Annotated in this window: 10 protein-coding genes; 5 read left to right on the top strand and 5 right to left on the bottom strand. The window is 67.0% G+C overall.

Features of this window, described 5'->3' with window-relative positions; translation table 11 throughout:
• Positions 1 to 37 precede the first annotated feature (37 nt).
• Positions 38 to 814: a sulfite exporter TauE/SafE family protein gene (locus tag DM480_RS08310; protein ID WP_115378416.1), complete on the top strand. Its 777-nt coding sequence runs from the start codon at positions 38 to 40 to the stop codon at positions 812 to 814.
• A gap of 19 nt (positions 815 to 833) precedes the next feature.
• Here DM480_RS08310 and DM480_RS08305 read toward each other — a convergent pair whose 3' ends face one another.
• Entirely contained in the window at positions 834 to 1,301 is a 468-nt protein-coding gene (locus tag DM480_RS08305; protein WP_115378415.1) for a winged helix-turn-helix transcriptional regulator, read from the bottom strand.
• 108 nt (positions 1,302 to 1,409) lie between these two features.
• On the opposite strand from DM480_RS08305, the gene DM480_RS08300 reads away from it, so the two are divergent.
• Entirely contained in the window at positions 1,410 to 3,512 is a 2,103-nt protein-coding gene (locus tag DM480_RS08300) for a RelA/SpoT family protein (protein ID WP_115381015.1), read from the top strand.
• Between the two features lie 144 nt (positions 3,513 to 3,656).
• On the opposite strand, the gene DM480_RS08295 is transcribed toward DM480_RS08300, so the two are convergent.
• The gene (locus DM480_RS08295; RefSeq protein WP_157968781.1) at positions 3,657 to 6,935 is read right to left on the bottom strand and encodes a TonB-dependent receptor; all 3,279 of its coding nucleotides are present in this window, start codon (positions 6,933 to 6,935) and stop codon (positions 3,657 to 3,659) included.
• Between the two features lie 275 nt (positions 6,936 to 7,210).
• Here DM480_RS08295 and DM480_RS08290 point away from each other — a divergent pair, with 275 nt between their 5' ends.
• A complete protein-coding gene (locus DM480_RS08290) occupies positions 7,211 to 8,230 on the top strand; it encodes a glycosyltransferase family 2 protein (protein ID WP_115378413.1) in 1,020 nt (339 codons plus the stop codon).
• Positions 8,231 to 8,248: 18 nt separating this feature from the next.
• Here DM480_RS08290 and DM480_RS08285 read toward each other — a convergent pair whose 3' ends face one another.
• Positions 8,249 to 8,977, bottom strand: coding sequence for a class I SAM-dependent methyltransferase (locus DM480_RS08285; protein ID WP_115378412.1), 729 nt, complete (start codon positions 8,975 to 8,977; stop codon positions 8,249 to 8,251).
• Positions 8,977 to 9,408, bottom strand: coding sequence for a GtrA family protein (locus DM480_RS08280; protein ID WP_115378411.1), 432 nt, complete (start codon positions 9,406 to 9,408; stop codon positions 8,977 to 8,979). Before DM480_RS08280 ends, DM480_RS08285 begins: the two co-directional genes overlap by 1 nt.
• A gap of 58 nt (positions 9,409 to 9,466) precedes the next feature.
• Between DM480_RS08280 and DM480_RS08275 the strand changes: the two genes are divergently transcribed.
• Entirely contained in the window at positions 9,467 to 11,317 is a 1,851-nt protein-coding gene (locus DM480_RS08275; RefSeq protein WP_115381013.1) for an AcrB/AcrD/AcrF family protein, read from the top strand.
• A gap of 233 nt (positions 11,318 to 11,550) precedes the next feature.
• On the opposite strand, the gene pepN is transcribed toward DM480_RS08275, so the two are convergent.
• Complete coding sequence (gene pepN, locus DM480_RS08270; protein WP_115378410.1) at positions 11,551 to 14,148, bottom strand: aminopeptidase N; 2,598 nt, start codon at positions 14,146 to 14,148, stop codon at positions 11,551 to 11,553.
• Positions 14,149 to 14,336: 188 nt separating this feature from the next.
• Here pepN and DM480_RS08265 point away from each other — a divergent pair, with 188 nt between their 5' ends.
• On the top strand, positions 14,337 to 16,034 hold the full coding sequence (locus DM480_RS08265; protein WP_115378409.1) for a M28 family metallopeptidase: 1,698 nt from the start codon (positions 14,337 to 14,339) through the stop codon (positions 16,032 to 16,034).

Below are 16,034 nucleotides of genomic sequence, written 5' to 3'. Positions count from 1 at the left end.
CCGCCGGCCGATCGCATCGCGTGTTGAGATCTCCAGCATGACCATCGAACCGCTCTATTCGCTGGCCGGCGTCCTCGTCGGCGTGCTCGTCGGGCTGACCGGGGTCGGCGGCGGATCGTTGATGACACCGATCCTGGTGCTCGCCTTCGGCTTTCACCCTGCGACCGCGGTCGGCACCGACCTGCTTTACGCCGCCGCGACCAAGACGGTCGGCACCACCGTGCACGGCTGGCGCGGCACGCTCGACTGGCGGATCGTGCGGCGGCTGGCGACGGGCAGCGTGCCCGCCACGATCGTGACGTTGCTGCTGCTCGGCCAGGCGCAGGAGCATTCCGCCGCGACGCAGCATCTGCTCGCCAGCCTGCTCGGCATCGTCCTCGTCGCCTCCGCCATCGCGACGCTGCTGCGGCACCGCATCGTCGCCGCACTGACCCCGCGGCTCGGCGAGACGGAAGGACGCGAACCCGCGCTGCTCACGGTCGCGCTCGGCGCGATCCTGGGCGTACTCGTCTCGCTGACCTCGGTCGGTGCCGGCGCGCTCGGCATGACCGCGCTGCTCGTCCTCTACCCACGGCGGCCGCTGAAAAGTCTCGTCGGCGCGGACATCGCGCATGCCGTGCCGCTCACCCTGCTTGCGGGGGCGGGACATTGGCTGCTCGGCTCGGTCGATCTCGCGCTGCTCGGCTCGCTCCTCGTCGGGTCGATCCCCGGCATCGTCATCGGCAGCCTGCTGGCGGGCATGATGCGCGAGGGCGTGCTGCGCCCGATCCTGGCGACCGTGCTCGCGATCGTCGGCGTCAAGCTGTTGATGTGACCGACGCGCGGCTGGTGCGTCAGTCCCCGACCTCTTCCGGCCGCGCCCAGATCATCTCGCCCTTGCCCAGCACGCGGCCATCGTGCGCGCGCACCGCCATTGGCGCGATCGGCCGCTTGTCGCGCGTATCGACCAGCACCGGAAAGGCGGGCTGGCACGTTTCCCATCGTTCGCCCCACTGGCGAAGCGCGACCATCGTCGGCAGCAGCGCGAATCCCTTTTCGGTCAGCGAATAGCGCACCTTGCGCCGGTCGTCGGCCATCGCCTCGCGCTGCAGGATGCCATGTTCGACCAGCCGGCCCAGTCGGTTGGCGAGGATGTTGCGCGCGATGCCCAGTTCCGACTGAAACTCCTCAAAATGATGCAGACCGTTGAACGATGCGCGCAGGATCAGGAACGCCCAACGCTCGCCCATCGCTTCCAGAGCGGCGGGCAGGCTGCATGCCTTGAGCGTTTCGCGCAGTTTTTCCATCGTCACCTCGGGCATGGGCTGGCCCTCCAGATTAGACCAAACGCATGAATGCGGCAAAAACGATCATGTTGATCGGCAACAAACCATTGCCAAATCATGCTGCAACGCCCCATGAATGGTGCCGTGCTGCGGCAATATGAACTGGTCGACCGGGTGCTCGAATACGACCCCGATGCCGATGAGGCGCTGCTCAACCGCGCCTACGTTTTCTCGATGCGCGCGCACGGCAGCCAGAAGCGCGCGTCGGGCGACCCGTATTTCAGCCATCCGATCGAGGTGGCCGGCATCCTGACCGACCTGCGCCTCGACGACGAGACGATCGCGACGGCGATCCTGCACGACACGGTCGAGGATACGGTCGCGACCTCGGACGAGATCGAGCGCGTGTTCGGCACCAACGTCGCCCGCCTCGTCGACGGCGTCACCAAGCTTTCCAAGATCGAGGCGCAGACCGAGAACGAACGCGCGGCGGAAAACCTGCGCAAATTCCTGCTCGCCATGTCCGACGACATCCGCGTGCTGTTGGTGAAGCTCGCCGATCGCCTGCACAACATGCGCACGCTCCACCACATCCCCAAGCCCGAGAAACGGCGGCGGATCGCGAAGGAGACGATGGACATCTACGCCCCCCTCGCCGAGCGGGTGGGCATGTACGAATTCATGAAGGAGATGCAGACGCTCGCCTTCGAACAGCTCGAACCAGAGGCGTATCAGTCGATCAGCAAGCGGCTGGAGCAGCTGAAGCTGGGCGGCGGCGACCGGATCGCCAAGATCGGCTCGGGCCTGAAACTGCTGCTCGCGCGCGCCGGGGTAGAGGCGGAGGTGACGGGGCGCGAGAAGCATCCCTATTCGATCTGGCGCAAGATGAGCGAGCGCCACATCAGCTTCGAACAGCTGTCGGATATCATGGCGTTCCGCGTGATCGTGCCGACGATCGAGGATTGCTACCGCGCGCTCGGCATCATCCACCGCCGCTGGCCGATGGTGCCCGGGCGGTTCAAGGATTACATCTCGACGCCCAAGCGCAACGGCTATCGCTCGCTGCACACCAGCGTCATCCACGCCGACAATGCGCGCATCGAAATCCAGATCAGGACGCCCGAAATGCATGCGGAGGCCGAATTCGGCCTCGCCGCGCATTGGGCCTACAAGGAGAAGAAGGTCCGCGCCGACAGCCAGCACAGCTGGATCGCCGACCTGGTCGAAATCCTCGACACCGCGGGCAGCCCGGAAGAGCTGCTCGAACACACGCGCATGGCGATGTACCAGGATCGCATCTTCGCCTTCACGCCCAAGGGCGAGCTGATCCAGCTGCCCAAGGGCGCGACGCCGATCGACTTCGCCTATGCCGTCCATACCGACCTCGGCGACCAGGCGGTCGGTGCGAAGATCAACGGCCGCGTCGTGCCGCTATCGACCGTCATCGAGAATGGCGACCAGGTGCAGGTGCTGCGGTCCAAGGGCCAGGTGCCGCAGCCCGGCTGGCTCAACTTCGCGATCACGGGCAAGGCGTCGGCGGCGATCCGCCGCCACCTGCGTCATACCGAGCGTGCCGAGCAGATCGCGCTCGGCCGCACGCTCTACGACGACATCGTGCGCCGTCTGCCCGCCACGTTGGCGCCCGGTGCGCTCGATCATGCGGTGCAGCGGCTGAAACTGCCGGACGAACCCGCGCTGATGATGGCGATCGCCCGCCGCCACGTGTCGGACGTGCAGGTGATGGAGGCGCTGATGCCCGGTTCCGCGGGCACCGACGCCGGCCGCCTTGCGCCGCAGTCCACCGCCATCTCGATCAAGGGACTGACGCCGGGCGTCGCCTTCGACCTTGCCGAATGCTGCCACCCCGTGCCCGGCGACCGCATCGTCGGCCTGCGCCGGCCCGATGCGGGGATCGAGGTGCATGCGATCGATTGCCCGGTGCTCGCCGAGCTTGCCGAACGCGGCGCGGACGAAACCGACTGGGTCGACGTCGACTGGGGCGATCAGTCCGACGGCGCCGTCGCGCGGATCAGCGTGCAGGTCAGGAACGAACCCGGCGCGCTCGGCATCGTCTCGACGATCATCGGCGCGCACAAGGCGAACATCATCGCGCTGCGCCTCGACACGCGCGACACCGTCTTCCACACCAATGTGATCGACGTCGAGGTCCACGACGTCCACCAGCTGATGCGCCTGATCGCCGCCCTGCGCGCCGCCGACGCGGTGAATGCGGTGGAGCGGGTCTAGCCACACGCGCCTTTCGCCACGGCAGCAAAGCGCGACGCGCTATTGCGTCGAACGGTGCCGCTGTGCTGTGCGATTTCTACCGCCCACAAAAAAGGGCCGGGTGCATCGCACCCGGCCCGCGAGGGAAACGATGTCAACGGTCGCTTAGAACGACACGCCCAGCTGCACGCGCACGTAGCGCGGCGTCTGGTAGACCTGCGGCAGGCGGTAGGTCGCGCTCGGGACGCCGCCGGTCAGCGTGCCGATCTCGTTGAAGTCGGACTTCGCCTGCCAGTTGAAGACGTTGAACACCGAGAAGCGGACGAAGCCGTTGAAGGCGTCGGTCGGAATCTGCACCGTCGCGTCGAGGTTGAGCAGGTACACCCAATCCGACTGGAACGCCGTGCCGCGGCGAACGACCTGCAACGTGCTCGGCTTGACGCCGCCGGGCTGGTTGAACGGATCGTTGATCACCTGGAACCCGACCGGGTTGGTGACGATCTGCCCGTTGGAGACGTTGCAATAGGCGGCGGCGCCGGGGTTGTACAACGGCCCGGCGATGCCCGACACCTGCGTCGCGTTGAAGTCGGCGGATGCCGGCGCGGTGCCGAAGCAGCCGAAGTGGCGCGGCGACGTCATCGACCCGTTGGCGCCCAGCGTCAGCCAGTCGGCGATGCGATAGCTGCCGAACGCCTTCAGCGCATGGCGGCGATCGTTGGGCAGATAGCCGTAGGTGCCGGTGACGAGCGCCGGGAAGTCGAACGCGGTGGTCAGGCCGGAATCGGTCTGCCCGTTGTCCGAACGGACGCCGCCCTCGATGTTACCGTAGAGCTTCGAATAGGTGTAGTTGAGGTGGAAATCCCACTTGCCGTCGAACTCGCGATCGAAGGTGAAGCTCATCGCGCGATAATGGCGTTCCGCGCGTGGATAATTGAGCGCCGCGGCCGACAGCAGAACCTGACGGCGCACCGCCGTCTCGCCCGGTAGCGGCTTGGCCAGATCGACGACGACATCGCTGCCCGGATTGATGAGCGCGCCCTGCGTCGAGCCGGAGAAGGTCGCCTGGCACGCGGCCAGCGCCTTGCCCTGCGACACGCAATACGGAACGATCGCCTGGTCGAGCTCCGCGTCCTCCAGCGAGTTGCGCAGCTTGGTGAGCGTGAAATAGGCGCCGATCTTGATCCGGCTGCCGATCCGCTGCTCGCCGCCGAGGATATATTCCTCCGTCGACTGCGCCTTGAGGTTCGAGCTGACCGTCGATCCGGTCGGCTGCGCCGCATCGCCCGGCTGGCGGATCAGGCACGAGGTTCCCGCCGGCGTGCCGCCCGGGCAGGCGACGTTGCCGGGGACCGTGGTCAGCGGCGTGGTCAGGATCGGCGTGTTGTCTGAGTTCAACCCACTGAACTGATAGAAGGCGTCATAGTCCTGCTGCACGCCGGCAAGACGCACGTTGGTGTTGACCGCGACCGGCAGATAGTAGCGGCTGAACGAGCCGTAGACGCGCGAGCGGCCTTCGCCCTGCGGGTCGAGGCTGAACCCGAGACGCGGCGACCACAGGTTCTTCTGTCGGAAGAACGTGACGTTGCTGCCGTTCTTCGAATTGAACGAGTCGTTGCGCACGCCCAGGTTGAGCAGCAGGCGGTTAGAGAACAGCGACCAGCTGTCCTGGACATAAAATGCCTGGTTGATCGAGTTGAACTCGCCCCCGGTGCGGAAGCGGCGGACCTTCACATAGGACGTGCCGGCGGGAAGACCCGTCTGGTTGAGACCGGTCGAGGTGAGCAGCGTCACCTGGCCCGGGCCGTTCGACAGCGTTTGCTGGTTGAGGTTCAGCTCCTCGCGATCGTAACCGCCGCGGATGTGGTGCGACCCGACGAAGTTGAAGTTCAGATCGACGTCGGCGCGATAGAAGGTGCGCTTGTCGAAGTTGACCGAGTTGTTCGCTGTGACGTTGCCGATCTGCGAATTGCCGCCGTTACGCTGGTCGACGATCGACGGCAGGTTTGGGAACGCCGATTCGGTGGTATCCGTATTCTTGTTGACGCCGTAGGCGCCCGACAGCGTCAGCCAGTTGGTGAAGGTGCCGGTGTAGCGGAACACGTAATTCTCGCCGCCCGAGCGGAAGCGGGTGGTCGTCGCGTACCGCCCGATCTGGTTGGTGTTGAGATTGTAGCGGCCGCCGTTGGCGAAGGTGCGCGTGAAGCCGTCGGTCAGTCCCGAGGTACCGAAGATCTGCCGCACCGTCTCGCCCGCAGTGCGGAAGTAGGTCGCCTCGATCCGCTGGCCATCGACGATGACCGCATCGATCTTGCCCGCATAGAACGGCGTCGTGTTCCGGTCGAAGTTGTACGACGTGCCGGCGATCTTCAAGTTCGCCGCCGACAGGTTGCCGAAGTCGGCGCAATAGCCCGGATTGGTGACGCAGCCGTTGACGCCCGTGCCGGTCGCGCTGATCGTCGCGGTGCTGCCGAAGTTCGACTGGACGTCGCGGGCATTGTAGATGCCGTAGAAGAACAAATGGTCCTTGATGATCGGACCCGACAGCTGGGCGATGAATTCCTTGCGCTCGTTGAACGCCGCGTCGTTGTCGGACGCGTAGGTGTTGGGCGACTTCGAACGGAGGCCGTTCGGCTCCCAGTTGAAGGTGATGCCGCCGTGGAATTCGTTCGAGCCCGACTTGGTCGTCGCGTTGACGAAGCCGCCCGTGATGCGGCCGAACTCTGCGGAAATGCCGCCGGTCTTGGTTTCGACGGTCTGATAGAATTCGAACGGGATCGCCGCCGCGCCAAGGCCATTGCGGAATTGGGTAACGTTCAGGCCGTTGATGTAATAGGCGTTTTCGGACACCGACGCGCCGTTGACCGACGGCAGGTTGCCGAACGCGGTATCGCCGCCGGTGGTGCCGGGCGCGAGCAGGACGACCGAGGTGAGGTCGCGCGCGACGGGCACGCGGGTCGCAAGGTCGCTGACGTTGATGACCGCACCTGTTGTCGTGCGATCGAAGTCGACGACGCGGACGCGGCCGGCGCGCACGACGATATCGCCGGCATCGGCGCCGCCGGTCGGCGACAGCGTGAACTGGTTGGCCGAGTTGCCTTGCGTCAGCGAGACGTTCGGATCGGTAAACGTATCGAATCCGTCGGCGGCGACGTTGAACGTGTAATTGCCCTGGGGCAGCGCCTGTACACGGAACGTGCCGTCAGATCCGGTCGTGACCGTGCGCACGAAACCCTGGTCGTTCGAGGTGACCGTCACCGTCGCGCCGGCGATCGGCTGGCCGTTCGTTCCCTGGACGCGGCCGGTCGCCTGAACCTGGTTATAATCCTGCGCCACGGCAGGCGCCGATACACTGACGGCGGCGACGCCCGCGCCGAGCAGTGCCAAGGCCTTCAGCGCCGCGCTGAGGCGCGGCCGTGCGACGCGACGATCGAAAACTGCCTGCATTGAATCCCCCCTTGCATCGCCGATGGCCGTCCGGAATTGCCCGTCTATCGCGATCCACACCGTATTCACGACGCCGGCATCGGAATTCCGCACCGCGAGATGACAAAAAAGTAACAGAATTTTCATGTGCCGCATTTGCGCAACACTGCCGGCGGCCTGGCTTTCCGAGCGGCGCCTTGCCATGTCGGTCGCGAAGGCCGCGGCTCAGGGCGTCGGCTGCACCGGGACGGGTGATGATGACGCCGCCGCCGCGAGCCGCTACAAGGCGGCGCATCATGCATCGTCCCGCCCTGTCCGTCGTCGTTCCGTGTTACAACGAAGCCGCCTGCCTTGAGCTGCTGCACGCGCGCGTGTCCGCGGCCGCGCGCGCGGCGGTGGGGGATGATTACGAGATCGTGCTGATCAACGACGGCAGCCGCGACGACAGCTGGCCGGTGATGCAGCGCCTGGCCGCCGCCGACCCGCGGCTCGTCGCGATCAACCTGTCGCGCAACCACGGCCACCAGCTCGCGCTGACCGCGGGGCTCGACCTGTGCTGCGGCGCGCAGATCCTGATCATCGACGCCGATCTGCAGGACCCGCCCGAACTGCTCGCCGACATGCGCGCGACGATGGCGCAGCAAGAGGCTGATGTCGTCTACGCCGTCCGGCGCAAGCGCGAGGGCGAGACGATCTTCAAGAAGGCGACCGCCGCCGCCTTTTACCGCGTGCTCGATCGCGTCACCGACACGCCGATCCCGCTCGACACGGGCGATTTCCGCCTGATGAGCCGGCGCGCGCTCGATGCGTTGCTGTCGCTGCCCGAACAGGCGCGTTTCATCCGCGGCATGGTCGCCTGGGTCGGCTTCCGCCAGGTCCCCTTCCCCTACGACCGCGCCGAGCGCCATGCGGGCGAGACCAATTATCCGCTCGGCAAGATGATGCGGCTCGCGTTCGATGCGGTCACCGGCTTTTCGACCGCGCCGCTGCGCTTCGCCAGCCACGCCTCGGTGATCCTCGCCGGCGCGTCGCTGCTGCTGCTCATCTACATCCTGTGGGGCTTCTTCGAAGGGTCGCCGGTGCAGGGCTGGACCTCGACGATGCTCGTCGTCACCGTCCTGTCGGCGGTGCAGATGTTCGTGCTGGGCATGATCGGGGAGTATCTGGGCCGGCTGTACATCGAATCGAAGCGACGGCCGCTGTATCTGGTCGCGGACATCGCCGGCCCGGTGAAGGGCCATTCCAGCCTCGGCTTCAACGCCGCAGAGCCGTCGCCGGAATTCGACGCGCCCCTAGAGCAGCGCGCGGCAGAGTAACCCCCACGGATTAGCGGATCAGCGCGGTTCCGCCAGCGTCACGATCGATACCCCCGGCGTCAGCGGCACGCGGCCGACCGCGTGGCGTTCGAGGCGGAAGATCGTCTCGAACAAGGCGTTGAGCGGCTTGGCGGGCGGCGAATCGTCGCTGTCGTCGCGCCCCGTCAGCCGCCCTGCGATCCGCGCCGCCGCGGCGAGCGGGAAGAGCAGAGAATTGAAATAGGTGAGCTTGCGCGGCGCGAGTCCCGCCGCGGCGATCGCCTTTGCCAGCGTCGCCTTCGAATAGCGACGATGGTGATGGTTGACGACGTCGTGCGCGCTCCACATCCACTGGTGCGCCGGAACCGCGATCAGGATCTTGCCGCCGGGCTTCAGCAGCGCCTTCATCGCGGCGAGCGCGGCGACGTCGTCCTCGATATGCTCGACGACGTCGAGCACCGCGACGAGGTCGTAGGCGCCGCGCGCGACGCCGGGCAGTTCAGGCAGCGGCGCCGCGCCGACCGGCTTGCCGAGCCGCTCACTCGCGATCGCACGCGCCGCCGGATCGATCTCGATCGCATCGACCGCACCGAATGCGGCGAGCATCGGCAGATTGTGGCCGGTGCCGCAGCCGATTTCGAGGATGCGCGCGCCCGTGGGGACGTTGCCATAGCGCTTCAGATAGTCGCTGAGGATGTCGCGGCGCGCGCGATACCACCAATGGGTGGAATCATGCGCGGCCATGCGGTCGTAGACGATGCGATCCATTATGCGAAGACCAGATAGCGGTTGAGGACGAAGGTGACCATCGTCGCAAGAAGGATGGCGGGGACGAGCGGCACCCAGGGGGCAAGGCCGAAACCGGCGGTGCCGATCCAGGTGACGAGCGCGTTCAGCGCCATGCCGCTCGCCTGCACGCCGACGAACTTCAGCTGCTGCGTCATGCCGGGTTGGCGCGTGCCGTGCCCCTTGAAGCTCCAGCGGCTGTGCAGGAAGAAGCCGCAGATCACCGCGACGAGGAAGCTGGGCGGCACGGCGTAGACGGCATGGTCGCGCGGCAGCACCCAGGCGGTGAGCGGCAGGTAGACGGCCGAATAGATGATCGTCGAGACGCCGCCGGCGATGCCGAAGCGCACGATCTGCGCCAGCAGCCCGCTGCGCCGCATCTCTTCCAGTTTCGCGAACGCTTCCCTCGCCATGGCACGCGCCCTAAAGGACATGGACCGGGAACGGAACGGCAATTCGAAGGGCCCTCGCTTGAACACTTCCCCGCGCGGCCGGCTGGACGCCGAGCTGGACCGCAACTGGATCGCGCTGACGCTCGTCGCGTGGCTCGCGGTGACCGCCTGGTACGTCTGGCACGACTGGAACATGGTGCGCTGGCTGTCGCTGGGCGACACCGACGACAACATGCGCCTGATGCAGGTGCGCGCCTGGTTGGGGGGCCAGGGCTGGTACGACCTGCGCCAGTATCGGCTCAACCCGCCGCAGGGGTTCGACATCCACTGGAGCCGCATCGTCGACCTGCCGATCGCCGGGCTGATCCTGTTCTTCCGCCTGTTCACCAGCAATTACTGGGCCGAGCGGCTGGCGTGCGGGATCGCGCCGCTGCTGCCCCTGTCGATCACGATGATCGGCCTCGGCGCGACGGTGCGCCGGCTGATCCACCCGCTCGCCTGGCCGCTCGCCATCGTCTTCCTGCTGATGACGTCGGCGACGATGCTGATGTTCCTGCCCGAACGGATCGACCACCACGGCTGGCAGCTCGCGATGCTGAGCCTGACCGTCGCGGGGCTGTGCGACCGCAGGCCGGTGCGCGGCGGCATCATGGTCGGCCTCGCCAGCGCGGTCAGCCTGTCGATAGGGCTGGAGATGCTGCCCTATTGCGCGATGGCGGGCGCGATCCTGGCGCTGGCGTGGGTTTGGGACCGGCGCGAGGCGGCCCGGCTGGCGCCCTATGCACTCAGCCTCGGCGGCGGCAGCGCAATCGGCTATGCCGCCTTCGCCTCCTATGCCAATGCCGCGATGCGCTGCGACGCGCTGACGCCGGTGTGGCTGTCGGTGATGGTCGCGGCGGGCGCGCTCCTCTTCGCGATGGCCTGGGCCAATCCCGAAAGCCGCAACGTGCGCCTGGGCCTCGCCGTCGTCGCGGGCGCGGTGATCGCGGCGGGCTTCGTCCATTTCTTCCCGCAATGCCTCGGCCGGCCGGAAGGCGTGTCGCCCGAATTGCAGAAGAACTGGCTGGACAACGTCCGCGAGGCGAAGCCGATCTACAAACACCCGTTGCGCCTCGGCGTGCCGATCGCGGCGCTGCCGGCGATCGGCATCGTCGGCGTCATCGTCGGCGCGTGGCGCGCGCGGCGCAGCCCGATGCTGGTCGGCTGGGTCGCGGTGGCGCTGTTCGTCACCTTCGCCGGGCTGATGCTGCTGTGGCAGGTGCGTGCGGGTCCGGCGGCACAGCTGCTCGGCGTGCCGGGCGCGGTACTGCTGGCGTGGATCGTGCTGCCGCGGCTGCTCGACCATCGCAACATCGCGGTGCGCGTCGCGGGCAGTGCAGTGGCGTTCCTCGTCATCTCCGGCGTCGCCGCGCCGCTGGTCTTCAAGCCGTTCGACATGAACCTGTTCGGCAAAAAGCTGGCCTATACGCCGCCCGACCGGCCCAACGCCTATCAGAAGCGGGTCAACGGCGCGACGGGCAACTGCATCCGCTATACCGTGCTGAAGCCGCTCGACGCCTATCCGGCGCAGACGATCTTCACCTTCGTCGACCTGGGGCCGCGGCTGATCACGCTGACGCACCACAGCGCGATCGCGGGGCCGTATCACCGCAACGGCGACGCGATCCTCGACGTGCAGCATGCGTTCGGCGGGACCGAGCAACAGGCGCATGCGATCATGAAGCGGCACGGCGCAACGCTGCTGCTGCTCTGCCCGAACATGGCGGAATCGACCAACTATCGCGCGCGCAATCCGGGCGGGTTCTACGACCATATGGCGCGAGGATGGGTGCCCGACTGGCTGACCCCGCTGCCTCTGCCCAAGGGATCGCCGCTTCGGCTGTTCGCGATCGACGGGGCACAGCACGGGATGCGCCCACGCGAGTCTTGACAAAGTTGACACCTGAACGTGACATGTTCGTGCGCGTTTTGGTTCTTTTGTTACTCAGGTTGAGAAAGAGCGGCGATCAGCCTGAACCGATATGGTTCGTATAGCACAATGCGGGGCTGTAGGACAGCGACCTCGTCTCCCGTGCCGCTTGCGGGAGATGTCCCGAACTGCTTCCCCATGCAGCGTGCCCCACCCCAACCCCTCCCCTAAAGGGGAGGGGCTTTTCGATTCCTTCAGCCCAGGCTTTTAGACGCTTGTTCGAACAGGTCCTTCGACAGGCCGGGCGTCGCGACGATGCGTTCGAGTTCGGCGCGCATCCGCTCCGCGCGGTGCGCGTCAAAACGGCGCCAGCGGCCGAGCGGGGGGAGCAGCTTCGCCGCGGTCTGCGGATTGAGCTTGTCGAGCGCGATCAGCTGATCGGCGAGGAAGCGATAGCCCGAACCATCGGGTGCGTTGAACGCGCGCTGGTTGACGCCGAACGCGCCGAGCAAGGCGCGCGCACGATTGGGGTTCGCCAGCGTGAAGTCGGGATGGCGCGCGAGGTCCGCGACGAGCGCGGCGGTATCGTCGCGCGACGACAGCGCCTGCGTCTGGAACCATTTGTCGATGACGAGCGGATTGCCCGCATAGCGGTTGTAGAAGATGTCGAGCGCCGCCTCGCGCGCGCCGGAATGACCGCTGGCGAGCACGGTGAGCGCGCCCTGCCGGTCGGTCATATTGTCCGCCGCCTCGAACTGGCGGAAGGCGAGCGCATCGGCATCCGCCGCGCCGCCCGCCGCGATATAGCCGAGCGCGACGTTGCGCAGGCGGCGCCGCCCCTTCGCTTCCGGCGTGTAAACGTACGGCCCCTGGGGCGCCTGCGCGTAAGCGACACGCCAGCGGTCGGCGAGCCGGCGGCCTAGATCGCGGCGCAGCGCCTCGCGCGCGTGGAAGATGGCATCGGGATCGACCATCGACAATTGATCGCCGACGAAGCTTTCCGACGGCAGCAGCACCGCCTCCGCGACGAAGGCGGGGTCGAGATCGGGGTTTTCGAGCGTATTCGCGACCGCGGTGACGACCGCTTCGTGATCCGCACGGCCGCCGTCGATCGCACCGGCGACGAGCGTGTCGAGCATCAGCTGCTGCATCGCCTCGTAGCGCGCGAAGGGATCGTCGTCGTGCGCCGACAGGAAGGCGAGTTCGGCGGGGCTGCGATCGCTTTCGATCACGACGGGCGCGGAAAAGCCGCGATTGATCGACAGCACCGGCCGTTCGGTCACCGCCTCGAACACGATCGTCTCGGCCGGGTCCTTGAGCAGCACGAGCTGTTCGTCGCCGAGCGGACGCCCGGTCTCCAGCCCGAACAGCCGCACCTTGAGCGGCAGCACCATCGGCGCCTTGTCGGGCTGGCCGGGCGTCGCGGGCACCTGCTGCGCGAGGCGCAAGGTCGCGCGGCCGCTGCCCGCGGTGTGCGACAGGCTGGCGGAGACGCGCGGCGTGCCCGCCTGGCTGTACCATAAGCGGAATTGCGCGAGGTCGACGTCGCCCGCCTCTTCCATGCAGGCGACGAAATCCTCGCACGTCGCCGCGGTGCCGTCGAACCGCTTGAAGTAGAGGTCGGTGGCGGCGCGGAACTTTACGGGCCCCAGGATGGTCGCCATCATCCGGATGAGCTCCGCGCCCTTGTTGTAGATGGTCGCCGTGTAGAAATTGCTGATCTCGAGATAGCTTTCCGGACGGACGGGGTGGGCGAGAGGCCCTGAATCCTCCGGAAACTGGCTGGCGCGCAGGCCGCGCACGTCCTCGATCCGCTTGACCGCCGCCGATCCCTGATCGGCGGAGAAACCCTGGTCGCGATAGACGGTGAAGCCTTCCTTGAGCGAAAGCTGGAACCAGTCGCGGCAGGTGATGCGGTTGCCCGACCAATTGTGGAAATATTCGTGCGCGACGACCGCCGCGATCGCGTCGTAATCGTAATCGGTCGCGGTGTCGGGATCGGCGAGGATGTAGCGGCTGTTGAAGATGTTCAGCCCCTTGTTCTCCATCGCGCCGAAGTTGAAATCGTCGACCGCGACGATGTTGAACACGTCGAGATCATATTCGCGGCCGTAGACGCGCTCGTCCCACGCCATCGACGTCTTGAGCGCGTCGAGCGCATGGTCGGTCTTCGCGATATCCGCCGCGCGCACCCAGATGCCCAATTGCACCTCGCGCCCCGAGGCGGTGACGAACGTGCCGCGATTGACCGCGAGATCGCCCGCGACGAGCGCGAAGAGGTAGCAGGGTTTGGGGAAGGGATCGTTCCATTCCGCCCAGTGGCGCCCGTCGTCGAGGTCGCCCGCCGCGACCGGATCGCCGTTCGCGAGCAGGACGGGAAAGCGCGCCTTGTCCGCGGTCATCCGCACGCTGTAGCGGCTGAGTACGTCGGGCCGGTCCGGGAAATAGGTGATGCGGCGGAACCCTTCCGCCTCGCATTGCGTGCACAGGATGCCGCTGGACGCGTAGAGGCCCATCAGCTGCGTGTTGCTTTCGGGGACGATCGCCACCTCGGTCTCGACGACGTGCGCGTCGCCGGCGAGCGGGACGACGAGCTGATCGCCCGCCACCTGCCAGTCGTTGACCGTCTGGCCGTCGACGCGGACGCCACGCACCTGCTGCCCCGCGCCGTCGAGACGCAGCGGCTCGTCATGCGCGCCGCTGCGCGTCACGGACAGGCGCGCGCGCACGATCGTCGCGGCGGGATCGAGGTCGAAGTCCAGATGGATGTCGGGCACCAGCCAGGCGGGGCGACGATAGTCGCCGCGATGGATAACGGACGGCTGGGCGGGCGCGGTCTGAACGTCGAGCATGGATGTACGTATACGCGGGCGGCGCGGGAGTTCCATGCGGCGTTTGCCCGGTGGGACGAACGCGTGTCGTGCGCGCGTCACCCCCGGCTCGCCCCGGCGGTGACGGAGGCTTGCGCCGCGTCCATGCTGTGCTACCCGAACCGCACAGATAAGGGTCCGGCCACCGGACCGACGGGGAGATTTGCCGCATGTTCCGTACGTTTGGCGCGTTGGCGCTGCTCGCGCTGTCGACCTCTGCTTTTGCCCAGACGGCGCCCGCCCCGGCCGCAACATCGCCGACCGCGAAGCTGGACCTCGCCGCGATCAACGCGCCGCTGCCCGCCGACCAGGCGGCGATGAAGGCGCACGTGCTGTTCCTGGCGTCGGACGCGATGAAGGGACGCGAGGCGGGCAGCCCGGAATTCGACATCGCCGCGCAATATGTCGCCGCGCAATTCTATGCCGCGGGGCTGCGCCCGGCGGGCGATGACGGCGGCTATCTGCAGAAGGTGCCGCTCGTCACGTACAAGGCGGCCGGCAAGGGCGACATGGTGTGGACCGCGAAGCGCGGCCAGCCGCAGCCGCTCATCTTCGGCGAGGATTTCGTGCCGAGCGCCAATCCGGCCGCCAAGGAAACCAACGTCTCCGCGCCCGTCGTCTTCGTCGGCCGCGGCATCGTCGCGCCGCAATACAAGGTCGACGATTACAAAGGCGTCGACGTGCGCGGCAAGATCGTCGCGATCTTCGCCGGCGCGCCGGACACGTTCGGCGGCGAGGAGCGCGCCTATTTCGGCAGCCCCGCGACCAAGGCATGGATCGCCGAGCAGCATGGCGCGATCGGCATCGTCACGCTCGACAGCCCGCGCGCCGGGCCGCGGGCGCGGCCATTTTCGGCGATGACGCAATATTATGATGCGCCGCGGATGACCTGGGCCAATCCGGACGGCACGGGGACGAGCGCGGCGGCGACGACGCCCTATCTGGGCACGATAAGCCAGGCGGGCGCAGCGAAGCTGTTCGCGGGCGCGAAGACGCCCTGGGCGACGATCGCGGCGCAGGCGGCGGGCGACAATCCGCGCTACGCACCCGTCGCGCTCGCCGGCACGCTGACCGCGAGCACGTCGACCGCCTTCACCCCGGCGGCGAGCAGCAACGTCATCGGCATCATCCCCGGCGCGGACCCGGTGTTGGGCAAGGAGGTGGTGATCCTGTCCGCGCACCTCGACCATATCGGCGTCAGCGCGGAGCGGCCGGGCCAGCCCGCGGGCGCGGACCGGATCAACAACGGCGCGCTCGACAATGCGATCGGCATCGCCAGCCTGATCGAGGAAGCGAAGACCTTCACCGCGAGCGGCAAGCCGCCCAGGCGCACCGTCATGTTCCTGGCGGTGACCGGCGAGGAGAAGGGGCTGGTCGGATCGGACTTTTTCGCCAACCACCCGACCGTGCCGCTGAAAGACATCGTCGCCGACGTCAATCTCGACATGCCCGTGCTGCTCTACAAGTTCGAGGACATGATCGTGTTCGGCGCGGACCGATCGACATTGGGCCCGATCGTCAAGACCGCGGTCAATGCGGCGGGCGTCGACCTGTCGCCCGATCCGATGCCCGAACAGGGCTTCTTCGTCCGCTCCGACCATTTCAACTTCGTCAAGAAGGGCATCCCCAGCGTCTTCCTGTGGCCGGGCATGAAGGGCGAAGGCCGCGCCAAGTTCGAGGATTTCCTGTCGCACCGCTATCACCGGCCGGGCGACGACCTGACTCAGCCGATCCTGTGGGATCAGGGCGTGCGCTTCGTCGCGACCAATTACGCGATCGCGCGCGAGATCGCCGACGCAGGCGTGCGGCCAATGTGGAACAAGGGCGATTATTTCGGCACGACGTACAAGGGCGTGATCGCCAAGTGA

Source organism: Sphingomonas sp. FARSPH, assembly GCF_003355005.1.
Classification (GTDB): Bacteria; Pseudomonadota; Alphaproteobacteria; order Sphingomonadales; family Sphingomonadaceae; genus Sphingomonas.
This window is presented reverse-complemented; position numbering and strand designations above follow the sequence as displayed.

Bases quoted from the DNA above. Each gene is read 5' to 3' on its own strand.
- DM480_RS08310 (WP_115378416.1), top strand. From the start codon at position 38: ATGACCATCGAACCGCTCTATTCGCTGGCCGGCGTCCTCGTCGGCGTG.
- DM480_RS08305 (WP_115378415.1), bottom strand. From the start codon at position 1,301: ATGCCCGAGGTGACGATGGAAAAACTGCGCGAAACGCTCAAGGCATGC.
- DM480_RS08295 (WP_157968781.1), bottom strand. From the start codon at position 6,935: ATGCAGGCAGTTTTCGATCGTCGCGTCGCACGGCCGCGCCTCAGCGCG.
- DM480_RS08290 (WP_115378413.1), top strand. From the start codon at position 7,211: ATGCATCGTCCCGCCCTGTCCGTCGTCGTTCCGTGTTACAACGAAGCC.
- DM480_RS08285 (WP_115378412.1), bottom strand. From the start codon at position 8,977: ATGGATCGCATCGTCTACGACCGCATGGCCGCGCATGATTCCACCCAT.
- DM480_RS08280 (WP_115378411.1), bottom strand. From the start codon at position 9,408: ATGGCGAGGGAAGCGTTCGCGAAACTGGAAGAGATGCGGCGCAGCGGG.
- pepN (WP_115378410.1), bottom strand. From the start codon at position 14,148: ATGCTCGACGTTCAGACCGCGCCCGCCCAGCCGTCCGTTATCCATCGC.
- DM480_RS08265 (WP_115378409.1), top strand. From the start codon at position 14,337: ATGTTCCGTACGTTTGGCGCGTTGGCGCTGCTCGCGCTGTCGACCTCT.